The 13,205-nt window shown below is 36.1% G+C and carries 12 protein-coding genes; 7 read left to right on the top strand and 5 right to left on the bottom strand.

The features are described 5' to 3' along the window. The first annotated feature begins 69 nt into the window (after positions 1 to 69). Entirely contained in the window at positions 70 to 786 is a 717-nt protein-coding gene (locus BAOM_RS13060; protein WP_127760623.1) for a 3-ketoacyl-ACP reductase, read from the top strand. Between the two features lie 139 nt (positions 787 to 925). On the opposite strand, the gene BAOM_RS13055 is transcribed toward BAOM_RS13060, so the two are convergent. Both BAOM_RS13055 and BAOM_RS13050 read right to left on the bottom strand, forming a co-directional pair. Further along, positions 926 to 1,972 (bottom strand): AbrB family transcriptional regulator, encoded by a 1,047-nt coding sequence (locus BAOM_RS13055; protein ID WP_127760622.1) that lies wholly within the window; start codon positions 1,970 to 1,972, stop codon positions 926 to 928. A 452-nt stretch (positions 1,973 to 2,424) separates the two neighbouring features. Next, positions 2,425 to 3,267 (bottom strand): dimethylarginine dimethylaminohydrolase family protein, encoded by an 843-nt coding sequence (locus BAOM_RS13050; RefSeq protein ID WP_127760621.1) that lies wholly within the window; start codon positions 3,265 to 3,267, stop codon positions 2,425 to 2,427. A gap of 387 nt (positions 3,268 to 3,654) precedes the next feature. Here BAOM_RS13050 and BAOM_RS13045 point away from each other — a divergent pair, with 387 nt between their 5' ends. Next, positions 3,655 to 4,803: a PD-(D/E)XK nuclease family protein gene (locus BAOM_RS13045; protein ID WP_257467288.1), complete on the top strand. Its 1,149-nt coding sequence runs from the start codon at positions 3,655 to 3,657 to the stop codon at positions 4,801 to 4,803. Between the two features lie 301 nt (positions 4,804 to 5,104). Next, positions 5,105 to 5,326, top strand: a complete 222-nt coding sequence (locus BAOM_RS13040; RefSeq protein WP_127760620.1) for a YdbC family protein — start codon at positions 5,105 to 5,107, stop codon at positions 5,324 to 5,326. Positions 5,327 to 5,460: 134 nt separating this feature from the next. Here the strand turns inward: BAOM_RS13040 and BAOM_RS13035 are convergent, their stop codons facing one another. Both BAOM_RS13035 and BAOM_RS13030 read right to left on the bottom strand, forming a co-directional pair. Then, positions 5,461 to 5,979, bottom strand: coding sequence for a hypothetical protein (locus tag BAOM_RS13035; RefSeq protein WP_127760619.1), 519 nt, complete (start codon positions 5,977 to 5,979; stop codon positions 5,461 to 5,463). 345 nt (positions 5,980 to 6,324) lie between these two features. Then, the gene (locus BAOM_RS13030) at positions 6,325 to 7,032 is read right to left on the bottom strand and encodes a DNA alkylation repair protein (RefSeq protein ID WP_127762565.1); all 708 of its coding nucleotides are present in this window, start codon (positions 7,030 to 7,032) and stop codon (positions 6,325 to 6,327) included. A 912-nt stretch (positions 7,033 to 7,944) separates the two neighbouring features. On the opposite strand from BAOM_RS13030, the gene BAOM_RS13025 reads away from it, so the two are divergent. Next, positions 7,945 to 8,145, top strand: a complete 201-nt coding sequence (locus tag BAOM_RS13025; protein ID WP_127760618.1) for a hypothetical protein — start codon at positions 7,945 to 7,947, stop codon at positions 8,143 to 8,145. 85 nt (positions 8,146 to 8,230) lie between these two features. On the opposite strand, the gene BAOM_RS13020 is transcribed toward BAOM_RS13025, so the two are convergent. Then, a complete protein-coding gene (locus BAOM_RS13020; protein ID WP_373995342.1) occupies positions 8,231 to 9,253 on the bottom strand; it encodes a YeiH family protein in 1,023 nt (340 codons plus the stop codon). 137 nt (positions 9,254 to 9,390) lie between these two features. On the opposite strand from BAOM_RS13020, the gene BAOM_RS13015 reads away from it, so the two are divergent. The 3 genes from BAOM_RS13015 (at position 9,391) to BAOM_RS13005 (ending at position 13,170) form a co-directional block, all read left to right on the top strand. After that, positions 9,391 to 10,287, top strand: coding sequence for a LysR family transcriptional regulator (locus BAOM_RS13015; protein WP_127760616.1), 897 nt, complete (start codon positions 9,391 to 9,393; stop codon positions 10,285 to 10,287). A 278-nt stretch (positions 10,288 to 10,565) separates the two neighbouring features. Continuing rightward, positions 10,566 to 12,080 (top strand): long-chain-fatty-acid--CoA ligase, encoded by a 1,515-nt coding sequence (locus BAOM_RS13010; RefSeq protein WP_127760615.1) that lies wholly within the window; start codon positions 10,566 to 10,568, stop codon positions 12,078 to 12,080. Between the two features lie 34 nt (positions 12,081 to 12,114). Continuing rightward, positions 12,115 to 13,170: a TauD/TfdA family dioxygenase gene (locus BAOM_RS13005; protein WP_127760614.1), complete on the top strand. Its 1,056-nt coding sequence runs from the start codon at positions 12,115 to 12,117 to the stop codon at positions 13,168 to 13,170. Positions 13,171 to 13,205 lie beyond the last annotated feature (35 nt).

Genomic DNA, 13,205 nt, shown 5'->3' with positions numbered 1-13,205 from the left:
AAACAAAAAGCCTATAGGCCAACTTGATAGATCAAAAATTATTCTTATAATTGTAAAGGACGTGATTGCATGCCCGCATTAAATGGGAAAACTGCTCTAATTACTGGGGCTGGTAGAGGAATCGGAAAAGCAACTGCATTGGCATTAGCAAAAGAAGGTGTGAATCTTGGCTTGATTGGTTTAAATATGACTAATCTTGAAGAGCTATCAAGTGAATTACAACAATTTGATATAAAAGTGTCAGCAGCATCTGCGGATGTATCGGATCTTGAAGCCGTTAATCATGCTGTTGCTCATATCAAATCAGAACTTGGAGACATTGATATCTTAGTTAACAATGCAGGGATAGCTAAGTTTGGAGGCTTTCTTGAGTTGACCCCAGAAGAATGGGAAAGAATCATTCGAGTAAACTTAATGGGAGTATACAATGTTACAAGGGCTGTTTTACCTGATATGATTGAAAGAAAATCAGGTGATATCGTGAATATCTCTTCGACGGCTGGACAAAAAGGAGCACCTGTTACGAGTGCTTACAGCGCTTCTAAATTTGGCGTTTTAGGTTTAACTGAGTCCCTTATGTTAGAGGTAAGAAAACATAATATCCGTGTTACTGCTTTAACACCAAGTACAGTTGCAACTGATTTAGCCTATGAAGCTAACCTTATTTCTGGGAACGCCGAAAATGTCATGAAACCAGAAGACTTAGCTGAACTTCTTGTAGCTGGATTAAAACTAAATCCAAGAGTTGTTGTAAAAACTGCGGGATTATGGACAAATAATCCTTAAATTAGCTTATTAAGCTACAGAGGGCAATCGGACGTTCATCATAAAATACATTTCTCGCATCTCCTGCTTTAATGCAGCATGGGGATGATAGTTGATTCAAAAGCGAGGCAAACAAAAAATAGTCCCGAAAACACAATTGTTATCGTGTATCCGGGGCTATTTGACGTTTACTTGTGAAATATTTAATAGATGGAACAATCGCAATAGAGACTACTAGAACGCGGAACAATTGAAAGGCTGTAACAATAGTACTGTCAGCATGAACTGACGCAGAAATAATTCCCATTTGATCGAGGCCACCAGGCACGATACTTAAAAAGCTCGTTTTAAAGTCGAGCGGATAAAATTGCATTACTAATAGAGCGAGGCCGAACGCACTTGCGATATATAGAAACGACGAAACGAACGCATAGAAAATCAGCTTTTTCGATAGGTGAAGACTCTCTTTTTTCATAAGCAATCCGATATAAATCCCCAGCACAATTTGTGCAACATGGAGTGCGCTTACCGGAATTTCCGGAATTTCGATAGTTGCAAGTTGTAAGCCCATAAATAAAAATACCGGACCAAGCATATAGCCGGTAGGGATTTTGATTTTCATGGCGATAAAGCCAGCAATGTAACTTAAAGCAAAAAACAATAAAAACGGCAACGTGTAATGCACGTCTGAAACAGATGGGCTCGAGCTGCTGCTACTACCTACAACGAGCATTGGTACAAAGCCGACAATGCAGAGTACACGGAGCACTTGATAAAACGTAATCATCGTAATATGTTTACTACCTTGTTCTTCAGCATAAGCAACAATTTGTGTCATACCGCCAGGCACACAGCTAGTAAGCGCGGTAAGTTGGTCAACTTTCACACGTTTAACTATAACCCAGCTGATGAGAATAAATAAAATGATATAAAGGACATTTAATGAAATCATCGCAGGTAAATAAAGCCGAATATCTGCAAGTGCCTCAAGAGTAAAGGCATGGCCAATCGAATACCCAGCAATAACTAAACCAAAATTTCGAAAGTGTTTATTCCATTTTAAAGAAAGCGGGGTCGTTAATTGTAAAACTAATATTGTTAGCAATGGACCAAGAAGCCACGGCATTGGGATATGTAACAATTGAAAAACATAGGCGCCAATGACACCAAGTACTGCAGTTAATAAATAGCTTTTGGTTATTGCCATAAAGGACACCTCAATTCATAAAAAACTTGTTCTATTATTTCATATTCATCCGATTTTTTAAAGGAATTGTAATGAATTTGAGGTAGATGCAGCTTGTTTTACCGTGGCTATTCAAAATCGTTCACTATTTAAATATGTAAGGGAAAAGGATTGTATAGACGACTTTCTAATAGCTTTTGAGCATGTTGTATCAGCAGTTGCAAGTTGGAAAAGTAACAGCGGCGACTTTGACAGAAGAAGGGGAGCAATGGTTATAGAGTTGTCACGTTTTTTTCGCAGCACTGATAGATGATGCAGGGTAACGATCTGTAAAAATACCCTTAGAAAACCGTTACATTATTTTTCTAGAGTATGATAAGTGAGACCAACGTCAAAAGACGTCTCTACAGATAATTGTAGAGGCGTTTTTTGATTACGTGCAACACTTGAACACCTTTATAAAGTTGTCTAGTTTAATGTTGAAGCTTTTCTCTAACGATAGGAAGAGTGCAGCATCTGAATGCTCCTCCAGATTTTATGATTTCCGTAATATCAACCTCAATCAGTTCGTAGCCCCTTTTTCTCAGTTCTTTGTTAACCTTTGTGTTGACAGGGAGAGAAATAATCCTCTTATTTCCGATTGAAAGCACATTCGTCCCAAGAGTAAATTGCTCATCTTCGGTTACTTCAATTAAATCGTATCTAGATGCCAGCAGGTTCAATTGTTCTTTATTAATTTCCCCGGGGAAAATTAACGCTTCGTTCGGGGAAATGATATTAAATACACAATCTAGATGGAGATAGGTATCAGTAAACGGAATAGGGATGACATCAAATTCAGGAAGAAGCTTTTGAAGCTTTTCAATAGACTCGATGTTTGTTCGCTCACTAACCCCGACATAAATGGTATCTCCATCTAACAGGACATCGCCGCCCTCTATTCGATCTCCTGTTAGATTATGAAAAGGTACATTTTTGTTTTGAAGCCATTCTTTCAGAACATTTTCTTCACCTGTCCTGATATCTGTACCCATCTCGGCTACAAAAACTTTCTCTCCGAGTGTAAATCCTATATCACGAGTAAATACTTGCTCGGGATACTTGTTATAGGAAGGAAGTAGGGTGACCTCTATTCCTAATTTTCTAAGGGCTGATACAAAATTAGCATGCTGAGTCATTGCGGTTTTAATATGAATGCCTTCATCTTCAAAATGTTTCTGTGTTTCATTAATCACGTCTTTAATTCTCATGTATTGTGGTTCACATAAAATAACTTGTTTCAAAGGGTCATACTCACTGAAACAATTTGCTCTCATAGCTATCACTTCCTACAAAAAGTTCTAGTCATACTATTTCCTAAGTCCATTGAGATATACCATAAAAAGGTTGAAACAAAATATTAAGTGGCACAGGCTGTTTATAATAATCTTGATAAGGCTCATTCAGTGATTGGGGGGATTGGATATGTTTAATCTTTCAAACCATACTCATGAATTGGACTAATACAACTTAAGGTTCATCGATAATCAAAGGACTCGATAGTGGAATAACGATATTTTTAAAATTTAACTTATAAAAAACAATCTATTCACACGAACGACATTTCGCAGAACTTGTGTTTTATTGAACATTTTTCCTCTATTTCTAAACATGTTATGATAGATTATAAGTTAGATTTTGACACCGTCTAGAATGTGAGGTTCATGATGATTACCAATACAAAAGAATTGAAATCCCAACTAAATAAGTTAATTAGTGATCCCGATTTTTTACGATTACAGGAATCTTTTGAAAAAGAAAGTTTGTTTCAATTATTAGGTTTTGGACACCGCGAAACAATGCATAGCGCATTTATTAGTTGGCTACTCTCGCCAACTTCTTCGTTAAATTTAGGCTCATTCCCACTGAAGCGTTTTCTCTACTACATTTGTGAAGAGAACGTTTCGAATATGAAAACAACTATTGATTTTGATTTGATTGAATCGGATGCACTTGAGTTAGAAAAAATGGAAGTCGCTACTGAGGTAACAGCTTCTGCCGTTGATCCGGATACCAATACGAAATTAAATGCCCGATTTGATTTATATTTAACAAACGACTTTGTACGAATTATTGTAGAAAATAAAGTATTATCACGTGAAAATAAAGATCAAACCGAAACATATACAAAAATTTTAAACAATTTGGATGACTCGTATACATATGATTTAAAGGTATTTTTATCTCCTGATTCTACGGTAAAACCAAAATGTCCGGAGTTTATTCAAGTCGATTATCAAGGACTATATGATTTTGTCATTGTGCCTTGCTTAAACCATCCCAAAATTTCAATTGCGAATAAAAACCTTTTAGAACAATATGTCCATAACTTACGCATGGTATATAGAGGAGTGAATAAACCCATGGCAAAAGTAAATGATGAATTATGTATCGCTATTTATAATAAATATAAAGATGTATTAGATGAAATTTTTGATGCCGTAAAAAATGAGACACCTGAAAAACGGAAAGTCAAAACTTCTTCTACCGTTCGTACATCGAAAATATCTTGGAATGAAATCTATCCTCGTCTAAATGAAACCGAAAAATATTTAGAATCTACTTATGGAAACACCATTACCAAAGCAGAAATCGATCTAACCAGCGGTCATATACTTTTCCAAAGTAAAGAATACAGCAGTCTTTCAAGTGCTGCAATTGCAGCGGTTAACTCCATCAAAGGTGAAAACTATACAGACCGTTACAACGGATTTGAATTCTGGAGCATCGTCTATCCAAATGGTGAAAAGAAAAAACTATCTGAGGTACGTGCTGATATCGCATTAGCACTCGCACAAGATGAGGAAGATTAAAAAAAGAAGACAAGTCTTAATAAAAAAACGTTCTTGTTTAATGGGGAGGTAGAACAAGAGAAAAAGTCTCTGCATCTTCTTAATTTCTATATAGAACATTAAAGATTTTCAGTATATTTTTAATTATACATAGATGGTGACCTTTTTTATGTTTCTTCTTTGATAATTTCCGATGACACATTAGTCGTGACACAAATGAATCCTCTTGGTCGAAATACTGTTTAGCTGTTGCGACTAGTTGAACAGTATTTCGAGAACGAGACATACACTTAGTTATTTTAAACTATGGAGGAGAAACTGAATGGCAGATATTAAATTCGAAATTCAAGAAACAGTAGGTACGGTATCACAATCCCCAAAAGGCTGGACAAAAGAATTAAATCTTATTAGCTGGAACGGAAAAGCACCCAAGTATGATTTACGTGACTGGGCTCCAGAACATGAGAAAATGGGGAAGGGTGTCACGTTGTCTGTTGAGGAGCTAAAGGCATTAAGAGATTTATTAAATGAAATGGAATTATAATATACTGTAGACTGGAGGAATAACTCTGGCCTGTTCTATAAAAGAAAAAAGTCAATTTCTTTGTATGAATACTCAAAGAAATTGACTTTTTATACTGTGATGTGCTTAGCGTACAGCACCCTGATTAACTCTAATTATTTAATATGATAAATACCTTCCTCATCAGTTGTATATACAGAGTTAATACCATCTTTCGTACCCACCTGAATAGTCACTGTACCATTTTTATGATAATTATTTAGAATACGAATATAGTATTTTCCTGCCTTATATGCATTCTTTGCTACGGGTTTACCAAAGTATTTTTGAATTTGGTTAGCTTTAATATTTCCTGATAAATCACGAGAAATAAGAACGATCTTTTGATTAGATGAAATCTTAGTGTACGATTTCCCATAAAAGAAACCATAAGTGGCTTTTTTAGTATTATACAAAAGAAAAGCTTCAGATGGGGCTACTTTACCTTTGTTGTTCTTTTTCAATGAACCATAAGTCATTCCTACCTGACCAGAAACACCTTTTAACTTGCCTTTCTTAGCTAAAGTAGAAAATTCTTTATTAACATATGTACTTGCTGAAGTGTTCTCTGCATTGATAGAAATAAATAATAGAAATGCAAAAAGAATTAATACAGCTCGATTTAACATTTTCATCTGTATCTTCTCTCCCTTGAAAATAGATTATACTAACTATAAATAAGGACTAATGTACTATTAAAGTATAACTTTTCCATATTATTCTGTAAAGACAATATACAGTCAAAAGCCGAGGATTCCTTAACGTAGGAAAAAACGTTTTTGATATTTACGATAGATGATAGATATAGAGGTCATAATATTCTATCTGTGAATTTCAGGGACTAAGAAGAAGATTTAAAAATGAAGTGAGCAGGGAGGAAACAGATGAAGAAAAAGCCAAAATACGCAAGTAGTGCACAAAAATGTGCGTATTCTAGGCTCTTTATTTAGTATTCCTTATTATGTTTAGGTGAATATATGCTAACATCTTACATGTTTGCGTTTGAAACCAAGTTGCCCTTTATCTATAGCCTTTTGAATATTTTCAGAAGCAAGCAGGATACTGCTTTTTTTATTTTCCCGCTTGATTTCGACTGGACCTACTGCCTTTGCGGTTTCAACCGCCTTATCATGGAGTGGCAAATATGAAATCCCCACTGTGTAAATAAAATTATTCATAGCCGATTTCGTTCGATCTGGGGAATTGTGAATCTTATTTTCCACCTGATCAAGCATACTGGCAATTTTGCTTGCACTAAATTCACTGTCGGGGCGGTTACCCAAAAGCCAGCAGTAACAGCTCCAGCCTGCTGACATTCTAAGTTCCTCACCGCTTGCGATCCATTTATCAGCAACAACTTGTGCAAAATTGGTTTCTGCCAAAGTTACTGCAACCACGAAATCGGACAGCATATAAAAATACGCCCCATCCATCCAACGTTCAAAATCAACCTCAGTCATGGTCAATGGGTCCGCAATGATGCCGGCAAAATACATAGCATCGTAGTTCCCGGTAGAGTAAAGCTGCTCAGCTAAAGTCTGATTTTTCTTGATTTTCTTTGCGAGCGGCTTCATTGCGCCTGTAGCTACGCCAAAAAGTGGTTCATGTGCACCGTTGCTTATGTACGTCTTTTTGGTTCGTTCCTTACCGAGCGCCTCCAGTTCCTGCATAACTGTTTCGAAATCCATTTTTCCACTTCCTTCCTTAATAATCATACTCACCTCATATTGTAACTACCTCTCTTATATTCTTTATCAAGCAATGTGTTATTCAACCTTAAATAAGCGTAAACTCTTAAAATCATAAAACACACCCTTGTAAAAAATATTGCTTAATAAAGAACGTATATTCGCAATTGTATCACGTATTTTATGTGTATAGAACGACTATATGAAATATCTTGTCCTTTTATCTAAGTGTATTAGATTAAATGTAAGTTATCTATATATGATTTAAACGGAAAATTAATTAAAAGGCTCTGTTAAATCTTAATGTTGATAAAACGATAAAAGGAAGCCCTATTTATTGGGTTTCCTCTATTCTTTTTCAACTAACGCCCACGAAAAATAGCTATAATAAGCAAAATAATCAATATAATCATTTGCCATAATAATCTTTTACTCTCTTTATTTTCTTTACGCAACATTACATTCGATATAGACCCATTTTCTTTAATATTTTATATCGAAAATTAAACAACTATATTTTAACCCCGTCCTAAATTTAGAATGGGGTTATGCTTGTTTTAGGTTTTAAAATTAAATAACTTTATTCTCACTTTACACAGACTAATTTGATTTTTCCTCAACGAAGAGAGCAATGAAAGAAGAAAAAGGAAAAGAAGAAAACGATATTTCTTTGAAAAATGTTTTCTTCTTTTTTCTTGTATCGATGGAGTGATGCAAAGCGAAACCTCTATGAATAATCTCTAGTCTGACTATATAATGAGTAGATTTGTAAGAATGCTTGCTCAAATAGAGCACATGATTTGGGAGACTGATGTCGGAGGGTGAAGTTTCTCCTCATCTTATATTCGTTTAATATACGAAGAAGAATTAGCCAACCTTGACCAGCATGAATACGAGGTAGGGACGACATGAATGGGTCTACTTGTAAGCAATGTTCCCGATCCTGCGCCTACTTTTTCTTTTATACTTCAAATCATGGGAAAGTTTAATTCAAAAAATAGTGAAATAACATTTGAATTTGAATTAGTTGAGCAAAACCCTACAGATATTATTCAGAATTTCAACAAGGAAAATTACGATTTTGCTATGATCTATGCATCTATAATGAGTTGAAAAAAGAAGAAATATTCGGTTTGAACATATTCATGACGGTCATATATGTATTGCAGTGGGTAAAAATTCTCCTTTTTATTCTTTGTTAAAGACTAATATACGTTAACGATGATAAAAGAAATGATGTAATAATAATGGCAATAAGTGGACGTATTGCTTTGGTACGTAATTCTTTCAAGCTAATATTTAATCCTAATCCGGTCATTGACATTGTTAACATTAATGATGTGAAGTCTGCAATATCAGACATCACTTTTTGTGATACCAATACCTTATTACCAATGATATAGCTTCCCACAAAACTCATAACGATAAAGCCAATTAAAAACCATGGAAACTCGAATCTTGCCTCGCCTTCTGTTTTTCCTTTCTTTTTCATCCAAAGCATGAGGATAAAGCAAACCGGAATTAATAGGAATACTCGTGTAAGTTTGGCAAGTAATGCGTGAGCAAGAGCATCCTGGCCTGCGGGGGCAGCAGCTAAAGCAACATGGCCTATCTCGTGTAGGCTGATTCCAACCCAATTTCCGTAGTTCATAGGACCAATTGATAAAAAAGGATATATTAGCGTATAGATTATTGAAAACACTGTGCCGACTAATGCGATGATGCCTACTCCCATAGCCGTATCTTCATCTTTTGCTTTTATAATTGGCGATACGGCCGCGATGGCAGCCGCACCACAAATGCCTGTGCCGACACTTAATAATAAAGAAAGATTAAAATCTGCCTTTAGCCATTTTGCAATGATCATAAGAACAACAATTGAAAAAATGATCGTTATTGCCCCTCTTAGCAATAGAGGGAAACCCTGATGAAATATTACAATCATGTTAAGCTTTAATCCATAAAGTATGATGGCAAATCTCAATAGTTTTTTTGATGAAAATTGAATACCAGTACGTAATTTTTCTGGATATCCAAAAACCTGTCTATAAACCACAGCTAGTAAAATGGCACACGCAAGAGGTCCAATATGATTTAGACCTGGCAACGCTGCCAAAATAAAACCTAACACGGCTATGATCAATGTAAAACCAATTCCAGAAATTAAAGAAACATTTAGTTTTTTTGCCGCTTTTTTTTGCTTATTTGGACTGGGAGTTATTAACGCTTTTTGTTCCAATGTTTTCCAACTCCTTTTTTGGATTATTTGTGATTTATCGTAACTGATGATTTATAATAAGGGAAATAAATGATTATTATAGTTATAATAAGTAAATACGATAGTAAGAAGGAGAACATATGGATCAACTATTATCTGTATTTATATCTGTAGCTGATAAAAGAAACTTTTCCAGAGCAGCGGAAGAGCTTCATATGACTCAGCCTGCAGTCAGCCAGCAAATTCAACAATTGGAAAAACATGTAGGTGCAAAACTACTTCTGCGAACAAACAAATCTGTCCAGCTAACTAAAGCAGGAGAAATAGTCTATTTACATGCTAAAGAAATAACAGGTTTATATAAACGGATGTCAATGTTAGTGAATGAATTAAATAACGAGCCAACAGGACCATTAAAAATTGGTGCCAGCTATACCTTTGGAGAGTATGTATTACCACATATACTTGCAAGAATGAAAAACCTATTTCCTAATATCTTCCCTTCGGTACAGATTGGCAACACAAGGGATATTGCCAAAGCAATCACAAGTCATGAGATCGATGTAGGAATTGTAGAGGGGGAAATTTCTCTTCGAAATATATATATAAAATCCGTTTCCACCGACCAAATGTATATCGTGGCAGGGGGGAAATATCCAATTTATTTCAATAAGGAAGTTACGCGAAGACAGGTAGAACAAGAGAATTGGATTGTCCGTGAAGTAGGTTCTGGTACAAGAGAGGCAACAGAAACATTATTTCAATCTTTACAAATACGTCCTTCCAAGTTAATGGAGTTCGGTAGCACACAACTTATAAAAGAAGCAGTTGAAGCCGGGCTTGGCATTAGTTACTTATCTGAACTTACTGTAAAAAAAGAAAGAATGCTTGGTACCATTCAAGTATTAAATGTAAAAGGGACACCGATAAAAAGAAATTTTTCAGTTATAACAGAATCTGTGGAATCGCATACGAAATCTGTGAATTTATTTATTGAGTTAATAGAAAAATATCTAAAGAACCAATTATTGCAATAGCTCTATTTTATAAATTAATCAAAAATATAAAAAAAAGACAAAGCTCTTTACTGGGGCTTTGTCTTTTTATTTAGGAGTAGATGGAGAGATCATCGAAGTAGCCCTTCTGTTATCCTGAAATTCCTTTTTAATATTATTAATACTTATATACAAATTAAAATCTTTAATTTTATTTAATTATAATTTATGAGTATACTCAAAATGTAATAATATTTTAAATATTCAAAATAGTGGGCATTCAAAGCCTCCTATTTGAGAAAAGGGGTGGAATTCATTTAATGAGTTATAACTTAAACGAAAATCTAAAAAGAAGCGCAAGTAATTTCCCAGAAAGTATCGCTTATATCTATGGAGATAAAAGTGTTACTTATCAAGAACTAAATCAGAAGGTGGATCGATTGGCTGCTGGTCTGTATGTACAAGGAATCAGGAAGGGAGATGGAGTGGCTCTTATTTTAGGAAATAGCCCTGAATTTCTCATTGCGTACTACGGTATTTTACGGCTTGGTGCATTTGCGGTTCCGATTAATCCCATGTTTACCCAAGGGGAAATCAGCTATATTTTAGATAATAGTAAGGCTAAGGCGGTTATTGCACACTCATCTGTAGAATCTAAATTATCAGAATTAACAGATAAATTAAAAAAAATAACATCCGTGATTTATGCAGGTGCGAGCCATCAGGAATGGACTTGGGAGCGTCTAATGGAAACTAGTAGTTTAGATTTTGTAAGCCCTTTCACCGATCAAGACGACCTTGCTGTCATTTTATATACTTCAGGAACAACTGGTAAACCAAAGGGTGCGATGTTATCTCATCGAAACTTGGCTTCTAATGCAGAATCTATTTCAAAACTAATGGAACTGCATGATGAAGATCGTGTCGTAGCTGTTCTGCCAATGTTCCATGTATTCTGTATGACCGTTAGCCTAAATGCTCCGATTGCCTGTGGGGCAACAGTCATAATCGTACCTAGATTTAGCCCTTTCGATGTTGTGAATACGATTCGAGAAAAGAAGGGAACAATGTTTGTTGGCGTTCCTACGATGTATAACTTTATCTATCAATTAGCTGAAGCCACTGCGGAAGATTTTTCATCCATTCGCTTGTGTATTTCAGGAGGGGCATCTATTCCAATCGAGCTACTTCAAAATTTTCAAAACAAGTTTAACGTTTCAACCTTAGAAGGATATGGACTCTCTGAAACGTCTCCTCTCGTTGCTATTAATCCTTTAAAGGGAACTTGCAAGCCAGGCTCTATTGGTATCGATATTCCAGGTGTCCAAAGCAAAGTTGTAGATGAGTTCGGAAAAGAATTGCCGAGAGGAGAAGTCGGAGAATTAGTTGTTCAAGGGCCAAATGTAATGAAGGGATATTTGGGGATGCCGGAAGCTACTGCAGCTGCTTTTAATGACGGGTGGTTTTACACTGGTGATCTCGCAACAATGGATGAAGAAGGATACATCTACATTGTTGACCGCAAGAAGGACATTATTATTGTTGGAGGTTACAATGTATATCCTCGTGAAGTGGAGGAAGTCCTGTATCAACATCCTTCTGTGGTAGAGGCGGCCGTAATCGGAGTTCCAGATGGGGAATACGGAGAAAGTGTTAAAGCTTTTGTTGTAGTTAAGGATGAGCAGATTACCATGAATGATATTATTCAATTCTGTCAGGATAAGCTGGTGAAGTACAAGCTTCCTAAACGAGTAGAATTTTTTAAAGAGCTGCCTAAGAACTCCACAGGGAAAATTTTGCGAAGAGAGTTAAGACAACTGACGGAAGTGAAGTAAGACCACTAATACTATTATTTAAGGAGGATTCTATATGTCGATTATTTTAAAGGATAAAGTTCAAGGGTCAGTAGCTTGGAAAGGAACGGATTTAGCGAAAGATGATTCATGGATTTATTATTTGTCTGAAAAAACGATTGCCTCATTAGAGAATGCTTTATCTCATGTGCAAAAAAAGGGTTTAAAAGCGCCTGATTTTACGAAGGAGGACTTTCCGATTCCCGATCTTGCGAATGTAATCGAGTACTTTGTAGATGAATTGGAGAAGGGGAGAGGGTTTCTATTAATTCGTGGATTGCCAATGGAAAGATATAGTGATGAGGAAGCAAGCATCATTTACTGGGGGCTTGGACTTCATATGGGCATCCCGGTATCGCAAAATGCAAATGGTGACCTTTTAGGGCACGTTATTGATCAAGGGCTTAGTTTAGAAAATTCAAATGTACGTGGCTATCAAACGAAATTGCATCTTCCTTTCCACGCAGATGGATCAGATGTCGTTGGGTTATTAAGTCTTCGAAAAGGAAAAACGGGTGGATACAGCAGCATCGTCAGTTCGATGGCGGTTTATAATGAATTTCTGGAGAAGTACCCAGAGTATCTTGGCATCCTCTCTCGTCCATTTTCCTTCGATCGTCGCGGGGAGGAAGGACCAGGTGAATCGCCTGTATTCACATCACCTATCTTTAGTTACTATGATGGCAAATTGAGCTGTAGATATGTTCGTTTATTCATCGAATCAGCGCAAGAGAAAACAGGCATCAAGCTGTCAAAAGTAGAAATCGAAGCATTAGACATACTAGATTCCCTTCTTCATGATGAAAACATGCATTTTAATATGATGCTAGAAGAGGGAGATATGCAATTCGTCAATAATTATGTCGTGCTTCACTCACGTACTCAGTACGAAGATTATAAAGAACTAGAACGCAAACGCCATTTATTACGATTATGGCTTACGATGCCAAACGGCCGAGAAATTTCCCCAGATTTCGCAATGTTTATTGATGAGAATACAGGGAAACCAGGTCGCGGCGGTATACCTCCACGTAAACAAACCTCTGGCGGTATTATCGAAAGCTTGAAGTAATGGGGGTTTCCGTTCCTAGGAACACAAATGACATA

It is taken from the genome of Peribacillus asahii (assembly GCF_004006295.1).
In the GTDB taxonomy this organism is placed as follows: domain Bacteria; phylum Bacillota; class Bacilli; order Bacillales; family DSM-1321; genus Peribacillus; species Peribacillus asahii_A.
The sequence above is the reverse complement of the archived record's forward strand: the minus strand, read 5'-3'. Positions and strand labels throughout refer to the sequence as shown.